Here is a 26,123-nt window from a genome sequence, read left to right on the forward strand (position 1 = left end):
AGATGTGTATAAGAGACAGCTCCAGGCCCCCGGCGCGCCCGTCGCAGACGCCAAGGGCCGCTGAGGCCGTACAATCCAACGATGTCCGAAATTCCGATGAGTGCGGATCCGCACGTCCACGTCGCCCGTTCACCCTGGTGGTTCAAGCTGCTGGGCCGCATGCTCGAACCATGGGTGCGGATCAAGCGCGACCCGGCCGAACCCGCCGCCCTGCTCGGCAGCGGCGCCGCCGTCTGCTACGCCATCGAGCGCGACGGCACCTCGGACGCGCTGATCCTGGAACGCGCCTGCCGCGAGGCCGGGCTGCCCAGCCCGATGCAGCTGCTCGACCTGCCGGGCCGGCGCCGGCGCTCCGTGTTCTCGCTCAGCCGCCGCCACGGCTGGCTGTTCGGCCGCACCGACGCGCGCGGCCCGCGCGAACCGATCGGCCAGTTGATCCGCGCCATCGAGGACGATCCCTCGCGCGATATCCAGGTCGTACCCGTGTCCATCTACGTGGGCCGCGCGCCCAACCGCGAAAGCGGATGGTTCAGCGTGCTGTTCGCGGAAAACTGGCTGGTGGTCGGCCGCTTCCGCCGCATGCTCGCGCTGCTGCTCAACGGCCGCGACACGGTGGTGCATTTCTCCACGCCGGTGTCGCTGCGCACGGTGCTGGAAGAATCACGTGGCCTGACCCCGGAAAGGCTTACCCGCAAGATCGCCCGCGTGCTGCGCACGCACTTCCGGCGCATCCGTGCCGCGGTGATCGGACCCGACCTGTCCCACCGCCGCACCGTGGTCGACGCCGTGCTCAACACCGAGCCCGTGCGCGACGCCATCGCCGCCACGGCGAGCAAGGAAAACATCCCGCTGGCGAAGGCGCAGCGGCGCGCGCGCGACTTCGCGCTCGAGATCGCCGCCGACTATTCGCATCCGGTCGTCCGCTCCACCTCGTTCCTGCTGTCGAATTTCTGGAACAAGCTCTACGACGGCATTGCCATGCACCACTTCGACAAGGCCCGTGCCGCCGCGCCGGGACACGAAGTGGTGTACGTGCCCTGCCACCGCAGCCACACCGACTACCTGCTGCTGTCCTACCAGCTGCACCATTCCGGCGTGGTGCCGCCGCACATCGCCGCGGGCGTAAACCTCAACCTGCCCGTCGTCGGTCCGATCCTCCGCCGCGGCGGCGCGTTCTTCCTGCGCCGCAGCTTCAAGGGCAACGCGCTGTACTCCGTGGTGTTCAACGAATACCTCGCCCAGCTGGTCGATCGCGGCGTGCCGCTCGAGTACTTCATCGAAGGCGGGCGATCGCGTACCGGGCGACTGCTGGCGCCGCGCGCGGGCATGCTGGCGATGACCCTGCGCGCCTTCCTGCGCGCGCCGCGCCGGCCCGTGCTGTTCCAGCCCGTCTACATCGGCTACGAAAAGCTGATGGAAGGGAAGTCGTACATCGGCGAGCTGTCGGGCAAGCCGAAGGAAAAGGAATCCCTGCTCGGCCTCATCCGCGGCCTCAAGGTCCTGCGCCAGCGCTACGGCCACGTCACGCTCAATTTCGGCGAGCCCATCCTGCTCACGCCCTTGCTCGACGAGGCCGCGGCCGACTGGCGCGAAACCACCGCCGATCCCGACGTCAAGCCGGAATGGATGAGCCGCGTGGTCGACGACCTCGCCGAGCGCATCCAGGTGAACATCAACCGCGCGGCCGACGTGAACCCGATCAACCTGCTCGCGCTCGCCCTGCTGGCGACGCCCAAGCACGCGATGGCGGAGAACGACCTGCTCGCGCAGCTCGAACTGAGCAAGGCGCTGTTCCAGGAGCTACCCTACTCCGACCGCGTCACCATCACGCCCATGAACCCGCAGGGGATCATCACCTACGGCGAGCAGATGGGCTGGATCCGCCGCGTGCGCCACCCGCTCGGCGACGTGCTCGTGACCGACGGCGAGCAGGCGGTGCTGCTCTCCTACTTCCGTAACAACGTGCTCCACCTCAACGCCCCCGCGGCATGGGTGGCGGCCTGCTTCCTCAACAACCGGCGCATGTCGCGCTCCTCGGTGCTGCGCCTCGGAAAGATCATCTACCCGTTCATCCAGGGCGAACTGTTCCTGCCGTGGGACGAGGACGGCTTCGCGGCGCAGGTACAGGACACCATCGAGTTCTTCGTCCGCCGCGGCATCCTCGAAGCCAGCGCGGAGGGTCGCGTGCTCGAACGCGGTCCTGGCCAGGACGACGGCGCCTACCAGTTGCGCGTCATCGCGCGCAGCATGCTGCAGGCCTTCGAGCGCTATTACATCGCCATCGCGGCGCTGGTGAAGAACGGCCCGCACACGATGAGTTCGGGCGAACTCGAAACCGCCTGCACGCTCACCGCGCAACGCCTCAGCCTGCTCAACGAGCTGTCGGCGCCGGAGTTCTTCGACAAGGCGCTGTTCCGTGGCTTCATCCAGAAGCTGCGCGAGGTGAAGGTCGTCTGGACCGATGCCGACGGCAAGCTCGATTTCAGCGACGCCCTGGAAGACATGGTGCGCGACGCCCGGGTGATCCTTGCCCGCGAGGTACGCCATTCGATCCTCAAGATCACCCCCGGCGGCGAGAGCGATCGCGATTACGACGCCCGTCCGCCAGTGGATCCCGACGACGGCTCGGCCGGCGAGTCGCTGCACGATCGTCACGTCGCGAACGAGCGCGAACGGCACGAAAAACACCACTGAGCGCCCCCGCGGGGGACAACCCGAGTACCATCGCGCCATGGAAAACGAAAAAACCACCCACTTCGGCTTCCGCGACGTTCCGGTGGCCGACAAGCAGAAGCTCGTCGGCCAGGTGTTCACCTCGGTGGCGCGCAACTACGACCTGATGAACGACCTCATGTCGTTCGGCATCCACCGTCTGTGGAAGCGGCATTTCGTGGCCGTCAGCGGCGTGCGCCGCGGCGACCGCGTGCTCGACCTCGCCGGCGGCACGGGCGACATCGCGGCGCTGCTGAAGCCGGTGGTGGGCGAGGAAGGCGAGGTGGTGGTCGGCGACATCAACGCGGCGATGCTTGGCGTCGGCCGCGACCGCCTCACCGACCGGGGCCTGGTGTCCGGCCTGCGCTGGGCGCAGATGAACGCGGAGATGCTGCCCTTCCCGGACAACAGTTTCGACGCCGTCACCATCGCCTTCGGCCTGCGCAACGTCACCGACAAGGACAAGGCGCTGGCCGACATGTACCGCATCCTGAAACCCGGCGGCCGCGTGCTGGTGCTGGAGTTCTCCAGGGTGCAGAGCACCGTGCTCTCGAAGCTCTACGACGTGCACTCGTTCAAGATCCTGCCGCGCCTCGGGCAATTGTTCGCGAACGACGCCGACAGCTACCGGTATCTCGCCGAGTCGATTCGCAAGCACCCGGATCAGGAAACCCTGAAGGGCATGATGCTCGCGGCGGGCTTTGGCCACGTGGAAGTGCGCAACCTCACCAACGGCGTCGTAGCCATCCATCGCGGCTACAAGCTGTAGCCGTAACTGTCGAGGGGGGGACCTCCCCGCCTACGCCTGTACTCACTGGAGTGCCGAGAGACCGGCGTCGCGGCCGCGACAGACCGGCAGTAAGTCCGTGCCTATCCTTTGCGCACATCCCACGCAAGGATTGCCATGGACATGCTTCCTCCGCAGGCACCGCCTGCCCACGTCGCCCACGCCAACCAGGCTGCTCTCGATGCGCTCGAGCGCATGGAGGACACGCAGCGATGGCTCACCGAACAGCAGGAGGCCCTGCTCGAACTGGTGTCGGGGTCCACGTACTCCAGCTTTCCCGACACCGACCACGTTTCGCTCGACGACTTCGGGAAAGCCGTGCTCGAGGCGGTGGCGGGGCCGTCGGACGCCAATCCGCCGGACACCGTCCTGACCTCCTTCGATGCCTTCTGGGAGGTGCTCGTCGAACAAGCGCCGGGGAAACCTGCCGCCCCCCGCCGGCAGGCACTGGCCTTGAGCCTTGCGATGACGGCCAGCGACGATGCCACGCTGCGCCGCAACGACGGCACGCTCACCGACGACCAGGCCACGCGGGTCCTCACCCTCGTCCAGCAGGCGGGCAGTTCCCTGCCCACGCACATCAAGGCATACGAGCTACTCGCCGGCACCGTGCCCTACGCCGGCGCGCTGGTGCTCCAGGATGATCGGCATCCGGACCAGGTCCTGCTCTTCACCACCCAGGCCGGCTGGCAGGTCTTCGATTCCCTGAACGCCTTGTACCGCGACGTGGAGCGGGGCATGCGCAAGGCGCTCACCCGTCGCGCCGAACTGCCGGGGGTCAGCATGGACGATATCGACGCCATCATCGTTACCCACTTCCTCGATATCCGTGCCATCGGCGGTGACGTCTTCGACACCCTCGCCCGCCGCCTCATCGGCCGCCTGCACGAACAGATCGTGTTCGCCTGGACACTCGCCTCCACCCCTGAAGAACGCAACGACGCCCTCGGCGACGCACTCAACCTGCACCCCTTGCTCGACGTTCATGCCATCGTGCGGCACCGCGACCTCGCCCTGACCATTAAACACGGCGAGGAACGACTGGCCGAGCAGCCGGCCATCGTTCGCGACCAATGGCGCCGTGCCGCCAACGACTACCGCGACCGCTTGCATGAGGCCACCACGACCGCGCAAGCCACCGTGCCACCGCTGGCCACCTTCGCCGGCAACGCCCTAGCCACGGCCTTGCGCGAGCACGGCATCGACCTGTCTCCACACGACCTGCGCGTGCGCCTCACCCACCGCCTGCTGCACAAACCCATCGCCACGGCCTTTTCCGGTTTCCGGTACGAGGAACTGTCCCTCCTCGAACTGGCTTACCGTAATGTCGGCGACCTGCCGACCGAGGGCCTCCAGGTCATCCACGCCGACGGATCGCCGCGTAGCGACGTTTCGGCCGAGACCCTGCGCGACATCGTTCGCGATCTGGACCTCCCCCACCGCTATGCGCAACACCTGGACAACGCCCTCATGAACTCATCCGAGGGACAGCGGCAGCGCGACGCCGGCATCGCCTTCCAGAAGGCGCGCATGCGCTTCGAGGCCGCCAATGCGCGGCTGGCCTACTACAGCTCCCACGAGCCGCGATCCTTTCGCTTCGACCATAGGGAGCGTGGATTCCAATGGGTACAGGCCGTGCTGGACCACCCCCATCCGGCCAATCGCGCCCTGGTCGAGAAACACGAGATCGTCGTGCGCCAACTCACCTACCAGCGCGAACCGATGGCCGGTGTGTTCCTTATCGGCACCCGGCAGCCCGATGCTGTCAGCAGCGTCGTCCTCTACACTCCCGACGCGCCCGATGGCGTCGCTTTCCGTGAGTTCAGCGACCGCGCCGAACTCACCCGCGACTTCCTCCTCAACCGCCGCTTCGAAACCTACCTCCTCGACCGCCTGCCCGCCACGTTCGCCGAAACCAATGCCCTCGGCCAGCGCCGCTTCAAGCTCGGCCGCTTCAATGACAACCGCCCGGCCAGCTGGGTCTTCAACCTTCCCGTCTGCACCGGATGCACCGAGCTTGCCGAGCACTTCGAAGAGCGCGAAGTCAGCACGTCCTTCCTCGACACCGCCTACACCACCGCCATCCGGCTGGCCAAGCGCAATGCCAGCGACATGACGCGCTCCACCGCCGCCGCCGACGTGGGCAGTGCCTTCGACGTGTTCTGGTACTGGAATCCTTTTGCCCAAGTCGTCCTGGAGGCGGTCACCGGCGTGGTGCACAGCGTGCCGCGCACTGCCCAGGCCGCATGGCGCTTCTACGATCATGTGAAGAGCGGCGACTCCATCGAAGCCTTCCTCGCCTTCGTCGACGGCTACACCTCATCACTCATGGTGCTGCCCCTCTACACCCACGTGCCTTCCGCCACCGGCGCCCGCATGCGCGCCGCCCCCGGCTCCCGCACGCTCGCTCCCACCCTCCGCACCGTGCCGCCACCCGAGGCCTTGTTCAACAAGCGCTACCTCGCCGAGGGCGTCACGTTACCCAGCAAGGAACCCGCCTCCGGCGTCTTCACCATCGGCGCCGACGACTTCATCCGTCACCGCGGTCAGGCCTATTACGTGCGCTTCGATTCCGATATCAAGGGCTGGCGGCTTCGGCCCCCTCCCGGCAGTTCCTACGGACCATCCGTCGAGAAAGTGGCCGAAGGGCAGTGGGGCTACCGACGGGTCGGGCTCGTCGGCGGCGGCAACCTTCCCGGCCGCCATGCCCGGTCGCGATACCGGGGGATGCAGGAAGCGCCCATCGACATCCGCGCGGAAAACGAACTGCTGAATCCGGATGTGGCGGCGCTGACGCTGCATCAGCGCAGCGTGCTGACCGATACGCTCAATCGCAGCCTCTCGGCGCGCGATTACACCCACACCCTCGACCGCATGCTTGGCGGCGACGCAGCCCCGGCACGTCTCTCTGCCGCGCAAGCGCGCGCCTGGAACGAGGCGCTGGCCGCGGCAAGGCGGGCACCCCCGACACTGAGGCCGACATCGTCCATCGATATCTGGGCGGCCGTCGATACCTGGGCGGACAACAGCCGGCTGAATCCGGACGTGGCGGCGCTGACGAGGCATCAGCGCTTCACGTTCGTGGAGTCGCTCGCCCACAGCCGGCTGCTCACGACGACCGAATACGCCCTCACGCTGGAGCATATGCTCGGCTCCGACACAGCCCCGACGCGCCTCTCCCCGGCGCAGTTGGTAGCCTGGAACAGGGCGCTCGAGGCAGGGAGGCGGGCACCGGGCGAGGCACCGACACTTTCCCCGACGCCGACCCCGTCCGAAGCGCCGTCCCCGGCACAGGCGTCCCCTGCGTTGCCCGTGCAGGAGGAAGGCGTCCTGGGACCGTACGTGCGCAAAGTGCGATGGGCCATCGCTGCCGAAAGGTGGCCTGATAGCGTCTACGCCTATTTTCCCGGCCAGTTGCATGGAACAGATGCCTTGAGCATCGGGCTACAGCGATTCAAAGTGTCGCGGGGCGGCGCAACAGATCTCTGGGTCACGGGCATTCCGGTGACGACCCTGCCGCCTACGACGCCGCTGGCCTCCTTGCCGCCTGAGCTGGTTCCCTGGCTACCGGCTCACGCCAACACAGGGCCGGGTGCCACCCTCGGCAGCGCCCTGGGCAATGGGATCCGCATCAACTTGCGCGCCCTGTCCGAGAACATGACGACAGCCCGCTACCGGGCATTCAAGCTCTACGGGACCAACAGCAGCGACGCGTACGTCCTGTATCGCACGGACTTTATCGGCATCGAGCCGTCTGAACTCGAGCCGACCCTCTCAGACCCCAACTCGGTACGGTTACTGGGCAACGAATTCGACATCGCGCCCTGAGCGTGGCAGCGGTCGATGGCATACTGGGGCGTCCCGTGTCCGGAAACCGCCCATGCGTCTGCTTCCCATCGCTGCTTTCACCCTTGTGCTGTTACCCGCCGCGGCCTTCGCGGCCGACCCGCATTCCTATGCCCAGCCCGACGTGGTCCGGGTCACCCACCTGGACCTCGACCTCAAGCTGGACTTCGGCAAGCGCGAGCTGGCCGGCAATGCCACGCTGAAACTCGATTGGAAGAACGCCACGGCGAAGGACCTGGTCCTCGACACCCGCGATCTCAAGATCGCCAGCGTCGAGGCCGTCGACGCCACGGGCAAGGCCTCGCCGCTGACCTTCGCGCTCGCCCCGCGCGACAAGGAACTCGGCTCCAAGCTGACCATCGCGGCGCCGGCCCACCCGGCCGCCGTGCGGATCACGTATGCGACGGTGCCGGAAGCGTCCGGACTGCAATGGCTCACCCCGGAACAGACGGCTGACAAGAAGCAGCCTTTCATGTTCTCGCAGTCGGAATCGATCCATGCGCGCTCCTGGGTGCCGCTGCAGGATTCGCCGGCCATCCGCTTCACCTACGACGCGCACGTGAGCGCGCCGAAGGACGTGCGCGTGGTGATGAGTGCCATCAACGATGCGAAGCATCCACTGGATGGCGACTTCTCCTTCGACCAGCCGCATCCGATTCCATCGTACCTGCTCGCGATCGCCGCGGGCGACCTGGCGGTGAAGGAGACCGGCCCACGCAGCGCCGTCTATGCCGAGCCCAGCGTCGTCGGCAAGGCCGCGCACGAATTCGAGGACACCGAGAAGCTGATCGCCACCACCGAGAAGCTGTACGGCCCGTACGCCTGGGGCCGCTACGACATCCTCGTGCTGCCGCCGTCGTTCCCCTTCGGCGGCATGGAAAACCCGAACATGACCTTCGCGACGCCGACCGTGCTGGTGGGCGACAAGAGCCTGGTCTCGCTGGTCTCGCATGAGCTCGCGCATTCGTGGTCGGGCAACCTGGTGACCAGCGCCGCCTGGCGCGACATCTGGTTGAACGAAGGCTTCACCACCTACGTGCAGGGCCGCATCACCGAGGCCGTGTACGGCAAGGCGCTGGCCGACGAGGAAGCGTTGCTGTCGGCGCGCGCACTGCAGAAATCGATCGGCAGCATGCCGGCGAACGCGCAGAAGCTCACGCCCGATCCGCGCGGCATCGGTGCCGACGACGCGCTCTCGGATGTCGCCTATGACAAGGGCTCCTGGTTCCTGCGCACGCTGGAGCAGCGCTTCGGCCGCGAGACCTTCGACACCTACCTGAAGGGTTATTTCGCCCACTTCGCCTTCCAGAGCATCGACACCGACACGATGTTCGCGTACCTCAAGGCCAATCTGCTGGACAAGTACCCGGGCAAGATGAGCGAGGCCGAGGCCCGCGCCTGGATCTGGCAGCCGGGTATCCCGAAGGATGCGCCCCTGCCTTCGTCGCCGCGTTTCGACGCCATCGACAAGGAGCGCACGGACTTCCTCGCCGGCAAGCTCGCCGCGGACAAGCTCGATGCGAAGGGCTGGAATACGCAGGAGTGGATGTACTTCCTCGACCGCCTGCCCGACGTGACCCCGCTGCCGAAGATCAAGGAGATCGATGCCGCCTGGCGCCTCACCGGTACGCCGAACGCCGAGATCGGCATGCGCTGGTACGCGCACGCCATCGCCGCCGGCGACAAGGACGTGTGGACGGCCGCCGCCGAGCACATGACCCGCATCGGCCGCCTGTACCTCACCACGCCGGTCTACCGCGCGTTCGCGCGCACGCCGGAAGGCCTGGCATTCGCGAAGGAAACCTATGCGAAGGCGAAGGCCGGCTACCATCCGATGACCCAGCAGGCGGTGGAACGCATCCTCGCCGGCACGTCGAAGAAGAAGTAAGCGCATGGCCAAGACTCCCAAGCTCGCCACTCCCGACAGCCGTCCGCTCTGGCAACGGCTGCTGCTACGCCGGCTGAAGTTCCTGGTCGTGGTGGCGGCGGTGCTGGGCCTGGGAGCGGCCCTCGTATACCTCTTCGCTCCCGCGATGCTGCTCGAGGCGGATGCCGCGCGCCAGGCGATGTCGGCACACCTCGAGAAGAAGACCATCGCAGCGCGCGATACGAACTGGTCGTACTACGAAGGCGGCGACGGCCCGACCATCGTGTTGCTGCACGGGTTCGCCGCGAACAAGGAGACCTGGCTGGAGACGGCCAAGGGCCTCACCGAGCACTTCCATGTGGTGATTCCCGACCTGCCCGGCTGGGGCGAGTCGTCGCGTCATGAAGATGCCGATTACGGTATCTCCGCGCAGGCGGATCGCCTGGAGGAGTTCGCGGCCGCCATCGGGGCGCAGCGTTTCCTCCTCGTCGGGCAGTCGATGGGCGGCGCGATCGCAGGCGTCTATGCGGAGAAGCATCCCGAGCGCGTCGCCAGCCTGGTGCTGATGAGTTCGCTCGGGCTCACCTTCAAGGAGAACGATTTCGTGCGCGAGGTGAAGGCGGGGAACAATCCCTTCATCTACCACGACCGTGCGGGCCTGGAGGCGCTGCTGGCGCGCATCTTCGTCAAGCCGCCGCATATTCCCGGCCGGCTCGAGGATGCGCTGGTCGCTCGCAACGAGAAGGACCATGCCTTCATCGAGCGCACCTTCAACGCGTTGAAGCAGCCCGACCAGGCGTTCGCGCTGGACCCGGTGATCGGGAAGCTGTCGATGCCGGTCCTGGGCCTGTGGTGCCACGACGACAAGATCATCGACGTGTCGGCGCTGGACACCCTGCGTGCCGGGCTGAAGAGTTCCCCGTCGATCGGCGCGACCGTGATGAACGGCTGCAATCACATGCCGATGCTGGAGAAGCCGGTGGAAACGGCGCGGATCATCACGGGCTTCGCGCTGGCGCACTAAGCACGTCGCAAATCTTCACGCGCATCGCGACTTCTGGTGTAGGAGCGCGCGCAAGCGCGCGACATGTTTTCGCGACACCCTTGGAGCTGGCGCGCCAGCTTCAAGTCACGGCCTCAAAAGATGTCGCGCGCAAGCGCGCTCCTACAGTCAATCGGCGACGTCGGCGATCAGGCGATCGAGTTGCCGCTTCAGTCCGCTTCCGTTCGCGCGCAACCACGCACGCTGTTCCTTGTAGTCGGGGAACACGCTCTCGACCCAATGCCAGAAGCGCGGCGAGTGGTTGCGCACCTTCAGGTGACACAGCTCGTGCACCAGCACGTAGCGCAGCGCTGCCGGCGGCGCGAGCGCCAGGGCGAGGTCGAGGTTGATCCTGTCGCGTGTATCCAGGCTGCCCCACAGGCTTTTCAGCGGGCGGATGCGCAGGGCGGTGGGGGCGGCGTTGATCTGCGGAATGTAGGCAGGGAGCCAGCGCGACACGTCGCGCCGGATCTGCGCCTCGAAGTGGGTGGCCAGCAAGCCGCGCGCAACCAGCAGCGCCCGCGTGTGCGGGCGTGGAATGCTGAGCACCAGCGCACCCGCTTCGTGATCCACCCGGGGATAGCTGCCCTCGGCCCAATCCAGCACGACGTCCTCGCCACGAAGGGGAAACGTCGTGGGAACGCCGACACGCAAGGGCGGCAAGGGAACGGCATCGAGGTGGAACTCGTCGAGCTTCTGCTCCAGCCAGTCCGCGTGATGGCGCAGGAAGGCCGTCATCTGCGCGACGTGGGTACCGTTGGGATAGGTCAGGCGGGCGCCCTTGGGCGTGACGGTCAGGCGCAGGCGGCGCGCACGCGGATGCGCCGCCTTCAGCACCCGTATGGTGCCGCCGGTAGGGGTTGCCAGTTCCAGCCAGTCGCCGTCTTCCGATGCCATGTCGCGAGTCTCGTACCGATCCCGACGAACATCCCACCCACCCGTATCAGCGCCTGCGACGGCAGGGTCCGTCACTCCGGCCGCGGCAGCTTGAACCACTCTTCCAGCTTGCCCAGCAGGCGCTCGTATTCGAGCGCCATGAGGGCGAAATTCGCGTCCATCTCCGCGGCGGCGGATTCCGGGCTGTCGGCCTGTTCGTCCAGCACCACGTCGGTGAACTTGATTTTACGCAGGATCAGGTCTTCTCCAAGTACGAAGGAAATGCGGTCGTCGAAGACCAAACCCAACTGGAACACCTGTTTACCGGTGCGCAGGTGCTCTCGAATCTCATCTGTGTCGAGATCCTGCCGGCGGCAGCGCGCGATGGCGCCGGAAGCCGTGGCCGGATCACGAAGCTCGCATTCGTCGCCCAGCGCCAGCCCGGCCGGGAGTTCCCCGGTCTGGACCCAGTGGGTCATGAGCATCCGGGGCGACTCCTCCGGGGCCAGGGGCACCGCCGGGAAGCTGCCCAGGGCCTCGCGAATCTGGCTCAGGGTGTTTTCCGCCGATTTCCGGCTGGAGGTGTCCAGCACCAGCCAGCCATTCTTGCGGTCCGCGTAGGCCTTCATGCGCGAACTGCGCACGAAGGCCCGCGGAAGCAGTTCGTTCATCACGTCGTCCTTGATCTTCTTGCGCTCTCGGCCGCTCACCTTGCGACCTTCTTCTTCCGCGATCTTCTGCACACGGTTGGCCAGTTCGTCGTTCACCACCGACGACGGCAGGAGCTTATCCTCGCTCCCGACCGTGACCATCGTGTTGCGGCCGACGACATGGGTCAGGCCTTCCTCGTTGCGACCGAGCGGGGACACGAAACCGCGGGTCGACATCTCCATGGGACCCACCGGGCGCAGCCTGTGCTCGGGCAACACCTCGTCGAGGCGTTCGAGGTCGGCGGCGACAGGCTCGGAGAAACGGAACAGCGTCAGGTTGCGGAAGAACATGTATCGACGAATCTCATGCAAAGGAAGAGCCATGGCCGCCGCTCGCGCGGCTGCCGGCGAATCAGGTTCGCGAGGTGCTTACACGACCCGGGCGATGGCGTCGGCCACGCGGCCGATATTGCCCTCGTTGAGCGCCGCGACGCAGATGCGCCCCGTGCTCACGGCATAGATGCCGAATTCGGTGCGCAGGCGCTCCACCTGTGCGGCCGATAGCCCGGAATACGAGAACATGCCGCGCTGCCGTTCGATGAAAGCGAAGTCGCCGACTTTCGACAGGCGCTCGGTAAGGCCGCGGCGCATGGCGCGGATGCGCTCGCGCATCTCGCCGAGTTCGGCTTCCCAGGTCGCGCGCAGGTCGTCGTGGTTGAGCACGGCCGAAACGACGGCGGCGCCGTGGGTCGGCGGGTTGGAATAATTGGTGCGGATCACACGCTTCAGCTGCGATTGCACGCGCAGCGCCTCGTCGTGCGAGGCGGTGACGATCGACAGCGCGCCCACGCGTTCGCCGTACAGCGAGAACGATTTCGAGAACGAGCTGGCCACCAGGAACGGCACCTCCGCCGCGGCGAACAGACGCACCGCTTCGGCATCGGCTTCGATGCCGTCACCGAAGCCCTGGTAGGCGATGTCGAGGAAGGGCACGAGACCGCGCTCGTGCACGGTCGACACCACGCGCTTCCAGTCCTCGGTGCCGAGATCGACGCCGGTCGGGTTGTGGCAGCAGGCATGCAGCACGACGACGGCACCGGCAGGCAGCTTGGCGATGCCGGCAAGCATCCCCTCGACGTCGACGCCATGCGTGGCCGCGTCGTAATACGGGTATTCCACCACCTGGAATCCGGCGCTTTCGAACAGCGCGCGATGGTTTTCCCAGCTCGGCGTGCTGATCGCCACCGGCACCGACGGATTCAGGCGCTTGAGGAAGTCCGCGCCGACCTTCAGCGCGCCCGTGCCGCCGAGCGACTGCGCGGTGACGACGCGACGATCGGTCAGCAGGGGCGATTCCGCGCCGAACAGCAGCTTCTGCACGGCCAGGTCGTAGAGGGCGATGCCGTCGATGGGCAGGTAACCGCGCGGCAGCGCCGCTTCCACGCGCGCCTTCTCGGCCTCGCGCACGGCACGCAGCAGCGGCACGTGACCGTTCGCGTCGTAATACACGCCGACGCCGAGGTTGACCTTGTCGGCACGGGTGTCGGCACCGAATGCCTCGTTGAGGCCGAGGATCGGATCGCGTGGAGCGAGTTCGACGGTAGAGAACAGGGTCATGGTGGACAGGCCTTGAAACGTGTGTGTAGGTGAGGATCAATCGTTATCGTCGACGGCGTCGCCGCCGGCAAGCCATGCATGCACGTCGGCGCGGGGCGCGCCATCGCGCGCACCCAGCGCGGCGAAATCGAAGAGGTTGCGGTCGGTCAGCTGGGACGGCGCGATGTTGCCCATGGCGCGGAAGATGGTCTCGCTGCGGCCGGGATGCGCTTTCTCCCAGTCGGCAAGCATGCGCTTCACCACCTTGCGCTGCATGTTCTCCTGCGAGCCGCACAGGTTGCAGGGAATAATCGGGAACGCGCGCGCTTCCGCATACGCCGCGATGTCGTCCTCGCGGCAGTAGGCGAGCGGACGGATCACCAGGTGGCGGCCGTCGTCGGACAGTAACTTCGGCGGCATGGCCTTGAGGCTGCCCTGGTAGAACATGTTCAGGAAGAACGTGCCGAGGATGTCGTCGCGGTGGTGCCCCAGCGCGATCCGCGTGATCCCGTTGTCGGCCGCCCACTGGTAAAGCGCGCCACGGCGCATGCGCGAGCACAGGCTGCACATCGTCTTGCCCTGCGGGATGACCCGCGTGACGACGCTGTACGTGTCTTGCTCGATGATGTGGAACGGCACGCCGCGCGCCTCGAGGTACGCGGGCAGTACGTGCTCCGGGAAGTCCGGCTGCTTCTGGTCGAGGTTCACCGCGATCAGTTCGAAGCGCACCGGTGCCTTCGCCTGCAGGGAAAGCAGCATGTCCAGCAGCGTGTATGAGTCCTTGCCGCCGGAAAGGCACACCATCACCTTGTCGCCGTCCTCGATCATGCCGTAGTCGGCGATCGCCTGGCCGACCTGGCGGCGCAGGCGCTTGGCCAGCTTGCCGGCTTCGTAGCTCTGCTTGCGGGTGGCGTCTGGGCTGGCGGACATGCGGCGGGCGTGGGGTCGGAAGGGGGACCCGCCTATTGTAGCCGCTGCGGCGGCCCTCGCCCGGCGTTACAATCGCCTCTTCCCTCGCTGCCGGCCGAACGCAATGCAGGTTCAGGATCCCGCACAGCTTGCCCACCGCCTCGCCGAACTGAAGATGGAGCACCGCGACCTGGACGCGGCCATCGACCACCTGGCGGCCTCGATCAGCCGGGACGAGCTCCAGCTCACCCGCCTGAAGAAGCGCAAGCTGCTCCTGAAGGACACCATCGCCCGGATCGAGAGCCGCCTGATCCCCGACCTCGACGCTTGAGCCCGCCGATGAACCCCGTCTGCCTGGAAAACGCCCACGTCACGCTGGAGCCCCTGACCCTGGACCACATCGGGGCCCTCGAACGCGCCGCCGCCGACGGCAGACTCTGGGATCTCTGGTTCACCTCGGTGCCAGGGCCCGGGCGCATGGCGGAGTACGTGGAAGCGGCCCTGCGCGGCCAGGAGGAAGGGCGGATGTCGCCCTGGGCCATCCGCGAGAAGACCAGCGGCGAGATCGTCGGCTCGACGCGCTACTACGACATCGTGCCCGACCCGAGCCGCGTCGCCATCGGCTACACCTGGTATGCGCGCCGCTGGCAGCGCAGCCACGTGAATACGGCCTGCAAGCATCTCCTGCTGTCCAACGCCTTCCAGAACGTGGGCGCCGTCGCCGTGGAGTTCCACACGGACGCCTATAACCAGGATTCGCAGCGGGCGATCGAGAAGCTCGGGGCAAAGCGCGAAGGCGTATTGCGGGCGCACAAACGGCGTACGGACGGCTCGCTGCGCGACACCGTCTGCTACAGCATCCTCGCCACCGAATGGCCCGACGTGGACAAGTGGCTGCAGCTGCGACTGCGCCGCCTGGCGCCTTCCCCGGCAATGTAGGATTGCGCACCGCGCGCGACATCTTTTCGCCGCAATCCCGAAGCTTGCGCGCCAGCTCCGGGGCTCGGCCCCAACACATGTCGCGCGCAGGCGCGCTCCTACCGGGCCGCTACGCTCTCGCCGTGCGGGTGCACGATCAGCGTGGCCGTCATGCCTGCCGAGAGCACCGTGCCGGGCGGGAGCTGCGCCGTGTCGATCTTCACCCGCACCGGCACGCGCTGCGCCAGGCGCACCCAGTTGAAGGTGGGGTTCACGTCGGCAAGCAGGTCGCTGCCGGTCGGATTGTCGGCATCCGTGATGCCGTGCGCGATGCTTTCCACCGTACCCTTCAGGTGCACCCCTCCGCTCATGAGGCGGATGTCCACCGGGTCGCCGATGCGCAGGCCCGGCAACTTGGTCTCTTCGAAGTAACCGTAGATCCAGTAGGAATCGCGGTCGATGAGGGCGAGGCGCGCACTGCCCGCGCTGGCGTAGTCGCCCACGCGCACGTCGAGATTGGTGACGAAGCCGTCGACCGGGGCGAGCACCCGCGTGCGATCCAGGTTCAGTTGGGCGGAGGCGAGTTCCACCTGGGCCTGCGCGACGGCGGCCAGGGCCTGCTGCTGCGCGGCGCTGGCCTGCTTCGTACTGGCCTGAGCCTGCTGCCAGCCGGCACGGGCCGCATTCGCCGCGGCAAGCGCGTTCGCCTTGTCCTCCGCGGAGATCACGTTATTGATGAGCTTCTGCCGGCGCTCGGACTGCGCCTCGTACATCTCATAGTTGGAACGGCTTTGCTCCGCGCCGGCGGAGGCGGCGTTGATGTTCGCGCCCGCGGCCCGCGCCGCTGCTTCCGCGGCGTTGAGGTTCGCCCTCGCCTGTGCGACGGCGTTCGCGTAGCGTGCCTGGTCGACGACGAACAGCAGGTCGCCCTTCTTCACCGTCTGGTTGTCGACCACGCGCACGTCAGTGACGATGCCGGCCACGTCGGGCGCGATGCGCACGATCTCCGCGCGCACGCGGCCGTCGCGGGTCCATGGCGAATACATGTAGTGCTTCCACAGCGCGTGGGCGACCAAGGCGGCGACCAGCACGACGACGGCGGTGACGGCGAAGCGGACGAGGGTGGCGAGTTTCATGACGGCATCACTCAGTACAGGAACAGCGCGAAGGCGCCGAAGACACAGACGAAGACGGCAAGCCGGAACAGCGGCGGGTGCCAGACGAGCCGGTACAGGCCGAAGCGCCCGGCCAGCCAGTCCAGCAGCCATAACGCCAGGAGCGCCAGCACGAAGAGGACGAGCAGTCCCGGGACCAGCGCATCGCCGAGGGCGATTTCACGAGGCATGGGCAATCTCCTTGGCGGCGGGGGTGTCCGGCATGTAGGCGGCGAGGACGGACTCGCTGTCGAGCAAGGCCATGCGGACGAGGCGGAGGTGTTCCAGCAGATGGCCCTGGCCATCGTGTTCGCAGACGGCAGCGAGGGCCGTGGCGACGGCGTCGCGCGCGAGAAGGTAACCCGCGGCGTCCGGCTTCTCGTAGAAGCGGGCGAGCGTCGCGAGCGCGCGCTCCAGGTAGGGACGCAGCGCCGACGGCAGCTCGCCGCGCGACATGTCGTGGCGCAGTTCGATCAGCGCGCGGCCGGTTTCATGGACCGCGAGCGCCCAGGCAATGAGCGCACGCGAATCGGCGCTGCCCGGTTCGGTCTGGGCCACCACCTGGCTGACCAGGTCGTGGTTGACGCTCTCGAAGCGATGGCGCAGGCCCGGGAGCGGCGCTTCCGCCGCCAGCGCCACCTGCCCGCGCAGGCGGGCCATCTGACGGCGGCGCAGCCACGCGCTGCCGATCGCCGAGGGGATCACGATGAACGAAGCCACCGCCGCCATCAGGCCGACGAGCTGCGCCACGGCGTCGTTGATGAAATGGGCCACGTCATAGGTCTGCAGGTTCTTGAACGCCACGATGTAGAGCATGCCCAGCACCCAGCCCAGGCCCACGCCACCCCAGCGCGGGCTGGCCAGGAGCACAAGGCCGCCGACGACGAAAGGAAGCGTGCCGGCAACCATGAGGCCATAGCCGTCGAGCTGGGTGAGCACGAAGAAGTTGCAGACGAAGCCGAGCACCATGCCGATCAGGTAGCCGTAGGTGACGTCCCAGGTCACCCGCGTCGGATTCGGCGTGACGGCGAAGAGTCCGGCGAAGATGGTCGCGATCAGCATCGCGCTGGCGCCGAACGGCCACGCGCTCTCGATCCAGAAGACACCTAGGACGAGCATGGTCAATGTCGTGCGCAAGGTAGCGACGCCGGCGCCGAGGTAGTCGTTGCCGCGATCGAAGCGGACGCGCTCGACGGGGCCGCCGACGATGCGGGGTGCCTGCAGGGTCGATGCGGCATCGACGTAGTCGTATAACTCATCCGTAAAGCGCTGCAGCAGCGAAGCCGCCGTGTCGAAATCGCGCAGGTCCTGCTCGTCGGCAAAGCCCGCTCGAACCGTATCGGCGTCCGCACGCATGCGATCGCGCGCCTCGCGCAGGCGCGGCAACAGCACGCGTGCAGCCTCGCCCGCCTCGAGCGGCGCATCCAGTGCCTCGCCCAGCGGGGCGTAAAGATGGATGAGCGCGTTCGCGACGCGGTCGCGCCGTGCGCGCTTCAACCGGTTGATCAGGTGGTGCAGCGACTGGAAGCTCGTCGACGCCGCCATGAAGCGCTGGTTGAACAGGCGCAGGTGGTTGCTGCGCGCACGCGTCTCCACGTCTTCGAAGATCACCGAGCTGCGCAGGTCCTCGAGGGTTACGGCAGCACGGACGAAACGGAGATGCGCTTTCTCCATGGCTTCGCGTGCGACCGCGCCCTCCATGCTACCGCGTACGAAGCCGAGGAAATCGCTGAACTGCCCTCGTGCGCTACGGCGCAGGATATCGCGCACGCGGCTCGGGAAGACGACGTCGCTGATCGCGCCGCTGACCAGGATGCCGAGCAGAACCTCGCTGAGCCGGGCGACGGCGGAGTCGAACACGCCGGGCGGATTGTCGATGACGGGGATGACGACAACGGCGGCCGTGTACCCGGCGAGCACGAAGGCATACGCCTTGAAGTTGCGGTACAGGGTGGCACCGCCCGCGCACAGTCCGAGCCAGAGCGACAGGGCAACGAGGAACAGGTCGCGCTGCTGCGGGAAGGCGGCTGCGATGCCGATCGCTGCCGCCGCCCCGCCGACGGTGCCGACCGCGCGGTAGAAGCTTTTCGCCAGCACCATGCCGGTCTGGCGGTTCGCCACGATGAGCGTCGTGATCATCGCCGTGGAAGGCGACGGCAGGGCCAGGCGCATGGCGATCCAGCCCGTGACGAAGATCGCTAGGAGCGTCTTCGTCACGAACAGCCACACGGAGGCTTCCTCGCGCAGCGTCTCGACGACGAGCTGGCGGGTGACGGGAGCCTTGCCTGAGAGTTCGGAGCCGGTCATGACACGCGTCCGCTCACTCGCCGAACCCGGCCAGCATCTTCTTGAGCAAGGTCTCGAGCTGGCCCTGCTCGCCTGCCGTCAGGTTACGCGTCTGGTGGTGAAGCAACGTGACGATGTCGGGGAGAAAGCGGCCGATCAGCGCCAGCCCCTTGGGCGTCAGCGTGAGCGTGACCTTGCGCCGGTCCTCCTCGTGGCCCGAGCGCGCGATGAGGCCCTTCTCGCAAAGCTGGGTGGTGAGCCGCGTGACGTTCGCCGATTTCTCCCCAGCGGCATCGGCCAGTTCCGAAGGATGCATGCTGTTGTCCGGCGATCCGTACAGCATCATGAGGATGTTGTACTCGGGATGATTGAGCCCGTACGCGCGCAGCGCCGAGTTCGCCTCGTCGTGCACCTCCTTGAACAGGTGCTTGATCAGGCGCACCAGGACGGCCGGCTCCCTCGGGAACGCGGGGTATTTGGCCCGGGTGACGTCGAGGCGAGCCTCGGTGGGGGCGAAATCGCGCATGAAAGAGGTGTCCTGAGGCAGTTACCTCAGAAGTATATAGTTCATTTGTGTATATTCAATAGATGTATTGTCACTAAGTGGTCTTAGGAAGGCCACGGCGCGCCACCCCGGCAGCCACATAATCAGTCCGGACGACGTTAACTGACCGGTCCTCTCTGGAATCCCAAGCCTGCCAACAAGGTGTTTCGTACTTGATCCCAATCGAGCAGGGTCACTTCTCGCCCGGTACCCTCCAGGATTACAGCGAAAGTGTTTGCGCTTCTTCCTATGTGAAGTTGATCAGATACAGCAGGAAGGCTCCGGATGCGACGGTGAGTACCTGGCTCGCAATCAATACCCAACCCTCTGCTCTCTTCTCCGCGATCAGTCGCTTGCAGATGTAGGTCACCCCGGACTCTGCTCCCCACGCTTTCCGATACTTCCCGACGATTGACCAGCTGACGACACCGCTTACCCCGATTATCAGCAACAGCACCGTTGTCAACTTCATGATGGATCGTCGATCCGAAACTTGTACATCAGGGTCGTCCTCAGCATTGGGCCGTCGCGACTGGGGGCTCGCGCCACGTGGGGAATGGTGCCATTGAACAAGACCATTCTGCCCGGTGCAGGGCTACCGCCGTCACCTCGGGCAGAAAAAACACGGTCTCTCCGGCCCACGCATCGGCCCAGAATGCATTGGCGTAGGTGGTGGCAGTGATGTCCTTCACGGGGTTCAGCCCCGCCCCACCCCACGCCCGGCGGGTTTCCTCAGGCTTTCACCGCCAGCAGGTCCTGGATGCCGGCCCGCCAGAACAGCTCGCGGCGCATCCGGTCGGCCACGCCGTTGACGACCTCGGCGCCGTCCTGCGAGGGATCCACGTGGACGCGGAAGGGACGTTTGCCGAAGGGCATGTTCACCACCTCGACGACCTTCCGCGCCACTTCCGCGGCATCGGCGTCCTCCGGCTCCAGCGATGCGAGGCCCTTGAGGATCTTGTCGGGCATGCCGGCGTATGGACCTTCCATGTATTCCGCCTCGCGGGCGGTGTCGGAGGGCTTGCCCGAGTGGGCGAAGTGGTTGGTGCCCTTGGTGAACGCGCCGGGCACCATGATCGAGGTCTCGATGCCCCAGCGCGTCAGCTCGCCCGCATAGCTCACGGCGAGCGAATCCATGGCTGCCTTCGCGGCGAAATACGGAGCAAGGAACGGAGGCGTTCCGCCGCGGGTGCTGCTGGACGAAACCCAGAGCAACAGGCCGCGTCCCTGCTTGCGCATGACGGGCAAGGCCGCGCGGTTCACGCGCTGCGTGCCCAGCACGTTGACGTCATAGAGCTGGGCGTACTGTTCCGCGGGGAAAGCTTCGGCCGGGCCGAACACCATGTGGCCCGCGTTGTGCACCAGCACGTCCAGGCGGCCGTCGCGCTGCACGATGGTCTGGACCGCGGCCTCGGCCGAGGCATCGGAGGTTACGTCGAGCTCGACGACGCGCAGGTCGACGTTGCGCTCCTTCGCTTCCTTGAGCACGGCCTCCGCCTGGGCGGCGTTGCGGCCCGCGATGTCACGCATGCTGGCGTAGACGGTGTGGCCGGCGTCGGCCAGGGCACGCGCCGTGAGCAGGCCAAAACCGCTCGACGCGCCGGTGATGAGAATGATCTGCTTCATGACGCTGCTCCGTTCAAGGGTGCTTCAGATGATTCCGCCGTTGGCGCGCAGGACCTGGCCGTTTATCCAGGCGCCGTCCGGGCCGGCGAGGAAGGAGACGGCCGCCGCGATGTCGTCCGGCGTGCCGAGGCGTTCGAGCGGTGCGAGCTTGGCGAGGTGGTCGACCTGTTCCTTCGACTTGCCGTCGAGGAAGAGGTCCGTGGCCGTCGGGCCGGGGGCGATGGCGTTCACCGTGATGGCGCGGCCGCGTAGTTCGCGGGCGAGGATCTTCGTGGTCGTTTCGATCGCGGCCTTGGTGGCGGCGTACGGCGCGTAGGTGGGCAGCAGCAGGCCGACCACACTGGTGGAGAAGTTGACGATGCGCCCACCGTTGCGCAGGCGCTTCGCTGCTTCGCGCATGGTGTTGTAGCTGCCCTTCACGTTGATGTCGAAGAGGCGATCGAAATCCTCGTCCTTCAGTTCGGCGATGGGGGACAGGACCATGACGCCGGCGTTGTTCACGAGGACGTCGATGCCGCCGTAGACCTCTTCGACGGTGTCGAACATGCGCCGCACGTCGGCCGCCTTGGAAATGTCGGCCTGGGCCGTGATGGCCTTGCCGCCGGCCGCTTCGATCTCGCGGACGACGTTCTCGGCGGCCTGGGCGCCGCCGGCGTAATTCACCACCACGGTGAAGCCGTCGCGGGCGAGGCGCCTGGCCACGGCGGCGCCGATGCCGCGCGAGGCACCGGTGACGAGGGCGATCCTGGATTCGGAATTCACGTTCATAGGGGTTCTCCACTGCCGGCTCCATTGCCGGGGTGAGAACAGCATGCTCGTTGTTCGCCGCCGGATAATCTTGCAGAATCAGGCAACACTATTCCGTACAATGGAACAAATGCCGTGGCCCTGGACCGCTTCGAAACCATGCGGCTCTTCGTGAGAATCGTGGAGCGGCGCAGCTTCACCCTGGCGGCGAACGACCTGGACCTGCCGCGCTCGACGGCCACCCAGGCCATCAAGCGGCTGGAAACCCGGCTGGGCGTGCGCCTGCTCCAGCGCACCACGCGGCAGGTCAGCCCCACCCTGGACGGCGAGGCCTACCATCGCCGCTGCATCGCGATCCTGGCGGACATCGAAGATGCCGAAGCGGCGTTCGTGGATTCGCGCCCCAGCGGGATGCTGCGTGTCGACATGCAAGGCACGCTGGCGCGCACGTTCGTGCTTCCCGCCCTTCCTGACTTCCTCGCGCGATATCCCGGCCTGCGCGTGCACATCGGCGAAGGCGAGCGCTGGGTGGACCTGGTGCGCGAAGGCGTGGACTGTGTGCTGCGCGTCGGCGACCTCCACGACAGCAGCATGGTGGGGCGGCGCATCGCGATGCTGGACGAGGTCACTTGCGCCAGTCCGGACTACCTCGCGCGGCACGGCATCCCGGAATCGCTGGCGGACCTCGAAGGCCACTTCGCCATCGGCTTCCTGTCATCGGCGACTGGCGGCACCCTGCCGCTGGAATTCGTGGACGGCGGCGAAATCCACCACGTCAACCTGCCCTCCGTCGTAACGGTCGCCGGTGCGGAAACGAACACCATGCTGGTACGCCTCGGCCTCGGCCTCACCCAGGTGCCGCGTTACCACGTGGCTGCGGACCTGGCCGACGGGACGCTGGTGGAGGTGCTGCCGCACCTGCCTCCGACACCGTCACCGGTGTCGTTGCTCTATCCGCACAGCCGCCAGCTGTCGCCGCGCGTGCGGGTGTTCATCGACTGGGTCGGCGAAACCTTCCGGGCCCGGGCAGGCGAAGGCGTGACGATGTCCTGAGGCTTCAGTTCTTGAGGGGAACCGTCTCGAAACCGCCCTGCGGCGTCGTATTCGCCGGCGGCGGAGGCGGATTGTTGCCGCGCACCGGTGCGACGTTGCGGCTTCCACAGCTGTAGGCGCCCCACTCCTGGGAGCCGTCGCTGGGTTCGCCCAGGGGCTTCACCGTGTCGGCGCCCATCTTCGCGGCTTCGTTGCGCGCCATCACTTCCAGCTCGTCGCGCACCTTCAGGTCGTTGCGGTCCACCGGACCGACGCGGTTCATCACCGACACGGTGACCTTGCCCTGCTCGCGGCAGCTGCCGACGTCGCCATTCCATGCCGTGCGCACGTTCCGCGCCGAATCGTCGAGCTTGATGCCCCAGTCGCAACCGGTAAGGACGAGCGGAAGGAGGATCAGGAGGGTCTTGCGCATGGGTGGCTCCGGGGGAACAGTCGGTGCCTATGCTAGCCGGATGTCGGTGGAGGCGCGATCTACGACCGCGCCTCCACCCCACTCACTTCCTGGAGGCGGTCTTCACCGGCTTGCCATCGGCATCCACCACGTGCACCTCGCCGAGGTTCAGCGCGCGGATGGGCGCTTCGATCTTGCGCAGGTCGCCCACGATCACCCAGGTGAGCGCATCCGGATGGATGACTTCGGCAAGCGCACCCTCGGCGGCCTTGCGGTCGACGGCTTCGATGCGCGGCTTCAGCGTCTGCACGTAGTCGTCGGGCCGGTCGTACACGACGATGCCCATCATGGCGCCGAGCACGGCGCTGGTGGTCTCGAAGCTTCCCGGCAGCGCGCGCACCCGCTGGGCGCGGATCTTCGCGATCTCGTCGTCCGTCAGCGGCTTCGCGCCGACGACGCCCTTCGCTTCCTTGAGGATTTCCGCAGCGGATTCCGCCGTCTTGTCGGTCTGCACCGGTGCATAGATGAGCATCGGCCGCTGGCCCTGCGCATCCGACAGCATGCTGCCGGCACCATAGGCCCAACGCTTCTCCTCGCGCAGGTTCATGTTGAGGCGCGAGGTGAAGGTGCCGCCGAAGGCGCCGTTGGCGATGCCGAGGTCGAGCGCGTTCTTCGCCTTGGTCGACGGTGCGACCAGACCGGCGAGGATGAGCGACTGCGGCGCGTCGGTGCGGTTGATGAGGAACACGCGGGGCTTCGCCTGGATGGCGACCTTGCCGACGTTCTTTTTCGGCACCGGGGTGGCCGGCGGCGTCCAGTCACCGAACACCGCGTCGAGCTGCGGCAGGATGGCCGCCAGCGTGGTGTCGCCCGCGACGAGGATGCGCATGTTGTCCGGACGCAGGTAGTCGCGCTGGAAGGCCTTCAGGTCGTCGGCCTTCAGCGAGGCGATGGCTTCCTCGGTGCCGCTGCCCGTGAACGGAATGCCATAGGCATGGTTGCGGCCATAGAGCAGCGGCGGCAGGGTGCGCAGCGCGAGGCCGGTGGGCTCGGTCTTCTCCTGCGCGATGCCGGCCAACCACTGGCCGCGGATCCGTTCGATGTCCTCCGTCTTGAACGCCGGGTTGCGCACGATGTCGGCGAAGAGGTCCAGCGAGGGCTTCAGTTCCGCGTTAAGCGCGTCGAGGCCGACGGCGCAGGTATCCAGCGAGCAGTTCGCGTTGACGAAGGCACCGAGGCGTTCCTTGCGCCGCGCCACCTCGACGGAGTCGAGCGACTTCGTGCTTTCCTCGAGCAGCGTGGAGGTGAAGCTGGCCGTGCCGAGCTTCCGGCCCTGGTCCGCGGCGTAGCCCGCGTCAAACAGCAGCTGCACCTGCGTGACCGGTATCGTATGGCGCTCGGCCAGCACGACTTCCACGCCGTTCTTCAGCTTGCCGCGCTGCAAGGCCGGGAAGACGAGGTTGGGGAAGCTGTCGACGGAGGGGACGCCCTTGGAACGGTCGACCTCCGACTTCGTCACCGTGTAACTGGCCGGCTTGGGCAGCACCGCCGCCGGCTTCTTGCCGGACGCACCCAGGCCCACGACCGCCTTGTCTTCGGCAGCCGGATCGAAGCCCGGGCCGGCCGGGAGCACGGTCAGCGTGTAATCGCCCTTGGCGAGCCAGGTCTTCGACACCGCCAGCACGGAGGCGACGGTCGCGGCCTGCGCGCGCGCAAGGTCCTTCTTGTACGCGCCGGGATCGTTCCGGTACACCTGGCCCGCGGCGAGGATCGCGGCCTTGCCGGAACCGCCGACCTTCTCCAGGCCGCGAATGAAGCCCGCGCTGTTGACGACCTTGGCGCGCGCCAGTTCGTCCTCGGTCGGACCCTTCGCGAGGAAGTCCTTCCACACGTCGGCGATGGCGGCTTCGACCTTCGCGGGATCGACGCCGTTCTTGACGTCGACGCTCAGCTGCACCTGGCTGGCGAGGGCGAACGGCGAGATGCCCACGCTCACGTCGTCGGCAAGCTTGTCCTGGTAGACGAGGCGCTGGTAAAGGCGCGACGTCTTGCCGCCGCCGAGCACGGTCGTCGCGAGGTCGAGCTGGATGGCGTCGTCGCTGCCCAGCTGCGGCACCACCCAGGTGCGCACGATGCGCGTCTGCGCGACCTGGTCGTGCTGCGTGCCGCGGGTGGAGGTCTGTAGCGGGGTGATCCAGGGCTGCTGGCGCGGCACGGGTGGGCCCGCGGGGATATCACCGAAATATTTCTCGGCCTTGGCCTTCGCCTGCGCGACGGTGATGTCGCCGGCAAGCACCAGCGTGGTGTTGGCTGCGCCGTAGTAATCGTGGAACCACTTCTTGACGTCGTTGAGGGACGCCGCGTCGAGGTCCGCCATCGAGCCGATGGTGTCGTGGTGGTACGGATGGTCGGCCGGGTAGGTGTTGAGCAGGATGTTCTCGTCCACGCGGCCATATGGACGGTTCTCGTCCTGGCGCTTCTCGTTCTGCACCACGCCGCGCTGGGTGTCGAGCTCCTTCTGGCCGATGGCGCCGAGCAGGTGGCCCATGCGGTCGGATTCCATCCACAGCGCCATGTCGAGCGCCGTGGTGGGCACCGTTTCGAAGTAGTTGGTGCGGTCGAACCACGTGGTGCCGTTCATGTCCGTGGCGCCCGCCCGTTCGAACGGCTGGAAGTAGGTGCCCTTGCGGTTCTCCGAGCCGGAGAACATCAGGTGCTCGAAGAGGTGCGCGAAGCCCGTCTTGCCGGCCGGTTCGTCGGCCGAACCGACGTGGTACCAGATGCTGACCGCGACGACGGGTGCCTTGTGGTCCTCATGGACCACCACGGTGAGCCCATTCGGAAGTTCGAAGCGGGTGTAGGGAATATCGGGAATGGCGTCGGACGAAGCGGGGGTGGCGGACGCGGCGCCAACCAGGGACAGCAGCCCTGCGACGAGCAGGGCGTAGCTCTTCTTCATGTACGGCTCCTCAGGGCCTTCGTGGCCTCGAAACTCCCGCGACGTTAGCCCGCGCCGTCCTGCGAGCGCAATGAGGTTCCCGTTCCGGCGGACAAGGTGTCCGCCACCGGGCAAGCGCAGTGTCCGCTCGGCGGCGGTCAGTGTCCGCGGACACCAAAGC

At 66.9% G+C, this 26,123-nt stretch carries 21 protein-coding genes; 8 read left to right on the forward strand and 13 right to left on the reverse strand.

Annotation, left to right across the window (positions count from 1 at the left end):
• The first annotated feature begins 81 nt into the window (after window positions 1-81).
• The 5 genes from plsB to ACR9ZH_RS11090 all read left to right on the forward strand — a co-directional run bounded on the left by plsB (window position 82) and on the right by ACR9ZH_RS11090 (window position 10,236).
• A complete protein-coding gene (gene plsB, locus ACR9ZH_RS11070; protein WP_481290801.1) occupies window positions 82-2,694 on the forward strand; it encodes a glycerol-3-phosphate 1-O-acyltransferase PlsB in 2,613 nt (870 codons plus the stop codon).
• A gap of 37 nt (window positions 2,695-2,731) precedes the next feature.
• Window positions 2,732-3,481 (forward strand): bifunctional demethylmenaquinone methyltransferase/2-methoxy-6-polyprenyl-1,4-benzoquinol methylase UbiE, encoded by a 750-nt coding sequence (gene ubiE, locus ACR9ZH_RS11075; RefSeq protein WP_481290802.1) that lies wholly within the window; start codon window positions 2,732-2,734, stop codon window positions 3,479-3,481.
• 135 nt (window positions 3,482-3,616) lie between these two features.
• Window positions 3,617-7,327, forward strand: coding sequence for a dermonecrotic toxin domain-containing protein (locus tag ACR9ZH_RS11080; RefSeq protein ID WP_481290803.1), 3,711 nt, complete (start codon window positions 3,617-3,619; stop codon window positions 7,325-7,327).
• Between the two features lie 52 nt (window positions 7,328-7,379).
• Window positions 7,380-9,233 carry a M1 family metallopeptidase gene (locus ACR9ZH_RS11085; RefSeq protein ID WP_481290804.1) on the forward strand — a complete coding sequence of 618 codons (1,854 nt, stop codon included), beginning with the start codon at window positions 7,380-7,382 and terminating at the stop codon, window positions 9,231-9,233.
• Between the two features lie 4 nt (window positions 9,234-9,237).
• On the forward strand, window positions 9,238-10,236 hold the full coding sequence (locus ACR9ZH_RS11090; protein WP_481290805.1) for an alpha/beta fold hydrolase: 999 nt from the start codon (window positions 9,238-9,240) through the stop codon (window positions 10,234-10,236).
• A 147-nt stretch (window positions 10,237-10,383) separates the two neighbouring features.
• Here the strand turns inward: ACR9ZH_RS11090 and ACR9ZH_RS11095 are convergent, their stop codons facing one another.
• From ACR9ZH_RS11095 to ttcA, 4 genes are all read right to left on the reverse strand, one after another.
• Complete coding sequence (locus ACR9ZH_RS11095; RefSeq protein WP_481290806.1) at window positions 10,384-11,151, reverse strand: M48 family metallopeptidase; 768 nt, start codon at window positions 11,149-11,151, stop codon at window positions 10,384-10,386.
• A 71-nt stretch (window positions 11,152-11,222) separates the two neighbouring features.
• A complete protein-coding gene (locus ACR9ZH_RS11100; protein WP_481290807.1) occupies window positions 11,223-12,131 on the reverse strand; it encodes a recombination-associated protein RdgC in 909 nt (302 codons plus the stop codon).
• A 78-nt stretch (window positions 12,132-12,209) separates the two neighbouring features.
• Window positions 12,210-13,397 (reverse strand): amino acid aminotransferase, encoded by a 1,188-nt coding sequence (locus tag ACR9ZH_RS11105; protein WP_481290808.1) that lies wholly within the window; start codon window positions 13,395-13,397, stop codon window positions 12,210-12,212.
• 36 nt (window positions 13,398-13,433) lie between these two features.
• A complete protein-coding gene (gene ttcA, locus ACR9ZH_RS11110) occupies window positions 13,434-14,306 on the reverse strand; it encodes a tRNA 2-thiocytidine(32) synthetase TtcA (RefSeq protein ID WP_481290809.1) in 873 nt (290 codons plus the stop codon).
• Window positions 14,307-14,409: 103 nt separating this feature from the next.
• Here ttcA and ACR9ZH_RS11115 point away from each other — a divergent pair, with 103 nt between their 5' ends.
• The gene (locus tag ACR9ZH_RS11115) at window positions 14,410-14,616 is read left to right on the forward strand and encodes a YdcH family protein (RefSeq protein WP_481290810.1); all 207 of its coding nucleotides are present in this window, start codon (window positions 14,410-14,412) and stop codon (window positions 14,614-14,616) included.
• Between the two features lie 8 nt (window positions 14,617-14,624).
• Window positions 14,625-15,224 carry a GNAT family N-acetyltransferase gene (locus ACR9ZH_RS11120; protein ID WP_481290811.1) on the forward strand — a complete coding sequence of 200 codons (600 nt, stop codon included), beginning with the start codon at window positions 14,625-14,627 and terminating at the stop codon, window positions 15,222-15,224.
• A 98-nt stretch (window positions 15,225-15,322) separates the two neighbouring features.
• On the opposite strand, the gene ACR9ZH_RS11125 is transcribed toward ACR9ZH_RS11120, so the two are convergent.
• The 7 genes from ACR9ZH_RS11125 to ACR9ZH_RS11155 form a co-directional block, all read right to left on the reverse strand.
• Window positions 15,323-16,339 carry an HlyD family secretion protein gene (locus ACR9ZH_RS11125; protein ID WP_481290812.1) on the reverse strand — a complete coding sequence of 339 codons (1,017 nt, stop codon included), beginning with the start codon at window positions 16,337-16,339 and terminating at the stop codon, window positions 15,323-15,325.
• A gap of 11 nt (window positions 16,340-16,350) precedes the next feature.
• A complete protein-coding gene (locus ACR9ZH_RS11130) occupies window positions 16,351-16,548 on the reverse strand; it encodes a DUF1656 domain-containing protein (protein WP_331541955.1) in 198 nt (65 codons plus the stop codon).
• The gene (locus ACR9ZH_RS11135) at window positions 16,538-18,664 is read right to left on the reverse strand and encodes an FUSC family protein (protein WP_481290813.1); all 2,127 of its coding nucleotides are present in this window, start codon (window positions 18,662-18,664) and stop codon (window positions 16,538-16,540) included. The genes ACR9ZH_RS11130 and ACR9ZH_RS11135 overlap by 11 nt, the downstream gene beginning before the upstream one ends.
• Before the next feature lie 13 nt (window positions 18,665-18,677).
• Window positions 18,678-19,169 carry a MarR family winged helix-turn-helix transcriptional regulator gene (locus tag ACR9ZH_RS11140; protein ID WP_481290814.1) on the reverse strand — a complete coding sequence of 164 codons (492 nt, stop codon included), beginning with the start codon at window positions 19,167-19,169 and terminating at the stop codon, window positions 18,678-18,680.
• A gap of 265 nt (window positions 19,170-19,434) precedes the next feature.
• Window positions 19,435-19,659 (reverse strand): hypothetical protein, encoded by a 225-nt coding sequence (locus ACR9ZH_RS11145; protein ID WP_481290815.1) that lies wholly within the window; start codon window positions 19,657-19,659, stop codon window positions 19,435-19,437.
• A 260-nt stretch (window positions 19,660-19,919) separates the two neighbouring features.
• Window positions 19,920-20,813 carry an SDR family oxidoreductase gene (locus ACR9ZH_RS11150; protein WP_481290816.1) on the reverse strand — a complete coding sequence of 298 codons (894 nt, stop codon included), beginning with the start codon at window positions 20,811-20,813 and terminating at the stop codon, window positions 19,920-19,922.
• Between the two features lie 24 nt (window positions 20,814-20,837).
• Window positions 20,838-21,575: an SDR family oxidoreductase gene (locus ACR9ZH_RS11155; RefSeq protein WP_481290861.1), complete on the reverse strand. Its 738-nt coding sequence runs from the start codon at window positions 21,573-21,575 to the stop codon at window positions 20,838-20,840.
• Window positions 21,576-21,701: 126 nt separating this feature from the next.
• Between ACR9ZH_RS11155 and ACR9ZH_RS11160 the strand changes: the two genes are divergently transcribed.
• A complete protein-coding gene (locus ACR9ZH_RS11160) occupies window positions 21,702-22,613 on the forward strand; it encodes a LysR family transcriptional regulator (protein ID WP_481290862.1) in 912 nt (303 codons plus the stop codon).
• Window positions 22,614-22,617: 4 nt separating this feature from the next.
• Here the strand turns inward: ACR9ZH_RS11160 and ACR9ZH_RS11165 are convergent, their stop codons facing one another.
• Window positions 22,618-23,025 carry a DUF4156 domain-containing protein gene (locus ACR9ZH_RS11165; protein WP_481290817.1) on the reverse strand — a complete coding sequence of 136 codons (408 nt, stop codon included), beginning with the start codon at window positions 23,023-23,025 and terminating at the stop codon, window positions 22,618-22,620.
• 82 nt (window positions 23,026-23,107) lie between these two features.
• Entirely contained in the window at window positions 23,108-25,963 is a 2,856-nt protein-coding gene (locus ACR9ZH_RS11170; protein ID WP_481290818.1) for a M16 family metallopeptidase, read from the reverse strand.
• Window positions 25,964-26,123 lie beyond the last annotated feature (160 nt).

This window comes from Luteibacter sp. SVR4-7G, assembly GCF_056755555.1.

Excerpts from the sequence above, each read along its gene's own strand:
- plsB (WP_481290801.1), top strand. The coding sequence starts at position 82 with ATGTCCGAAATTCCGATGAGTGCGGATCCGCACGTCCACGTCGCCCGT.
- ubiE (WP_481290802.1), top strand. The coding sequence starts at position 2,732 with ATGGAAAACGAAAAAACCACCCACTTCGGCTTCCGCGACGTTCCGGTG.
- ACR9ZH_RS11080 (WP_481290803.1), top strand. The coding sequence starts at position 3,617 with ATGGACATGCTTCCTCCGCAGGCACCGCCTGCCCACGTCGCCCACGCC.
- ACR9ZH_RS11085 (WP_481290804.1), top strand. The coding sequence starts at position 7,380 with ATGCGTCTGCTTCCCATCGCTGCTTTCACCCTTGTGCTGTTACCCGCC.
- ACR9ZH_RS11090 (WP_481290805.1), top strand. The coding sequence starts at position 9,238 with ATGGCCAAGACTCCCAAGCTCGCCACTCCCGACAGCCGTCCGCTCTGG.
- ACR9ZH_RS11095 (WP_481290806.1), bottom strand. The coding sequence starts at position 11,151 with ATGGCATCGGAAGACGGCGACTGGCTGGAACTGGCAACCCCTACCGGC.
- ACR9ZH_RS11100 (WP_481290807.1), bottom strand. The coding sequence starts at position 12,131 with ATGTTCTTCCGCAACCTGACGCTGTTCCGTTTCTCCGAGCCTGTCGCC.
- ACR9ZH_RS11105 (WP_481290808.1), bottom strand. The coding sequence starts at position 13,397 with ATGACCCTGTTCTCTACCGTCGAACTCGCTCCACGCGATCCGATCCTC.
- ttcA (WP_481290809.1), bottom strand. The coding sequence starts at position 14,306 with ATGTCCGCCAGCCCAGACGCCACCCGCAAGCAGAGCTACGAAGCCGGC.
- ACR9ZH_RS11115 (WP_481290810.1), top strand. The coding sequence starts at position 14,410 with ATGCAGGTTCAGGATCCCGCACAGCTTGCCCACCGCCTCGCCGAACTG.
- ACR9ZH_RS11120 (WP_481290811.1), top strand. The coding sequence starts at position 14,625 with ATGAACCCCGTCTGCCTGGAAAACGCCCACGTCACGCTGGAGCCCCTG.
- ACR9ZH_RS11125 (WP_481290812.1), bottom strand. The coding sequence starts at position 16,339 with ATGAAACTCGCCACCCTCGTCCGCTTCGCCGTCACCGCCGTCGTCGTG.
- ACR9ZH_RS11130 (WP_331541955.1), bottom strand. The coding sequence starts at position 16,548 with ATGCCTCGTGAAATCGCCCTCGGCGATGCGCTGGTCCCGGGACTGCTC.
- ACR9ZH_RS11135 (WP_481290813.1), bottom strand. The coding sequence starts at position 18,664 with ATGACCGGCTCCGAACTCTCAGGCAAGGCTCCCGTCACCCGCCAGCTC.
- ACR9ZH_RS11140 (WP_481290814.1), bottom strand. The coding sequence starts at position 19,169 with ATGCGCGATTTCGCCCCCACCGAGGCTCGCCTCGACGTCACCCGGGCC.
- ACR9ZH_RS11145 (WP_481290815.1), bottom strand. The coding sequence starts at position 19,659 with ATGAAGTTGACAACGGTGCTGTTGCTGATAATCGGGGTAAGCGGTGTC.
- ACR9ZH_RS11150 (WP_481290816.1), bottom strand. The coding sequence starts at position 20,813 with ATGAAGCAGATCATTCTCATCACCGGCGCGTCGAGCGGTTTTGGCCTG.
- ACR9ZH_RS11165 (WP_481290817.1), bottom strand. The coding sequence starts at position 23,025 with ATGCGCAAGACCCTCCTGATCCTCCTTCCGCTCGTCCTTACCGGTTGC.
- ACR9ZH_RS11170 (WP_481290818.1), bottom strand. The coding sequence starts at position 25,963 with ATGAAGAAGAGCTACGCCCTGCTCGTCGCAGGGCTGCTGTCCCTGGTT.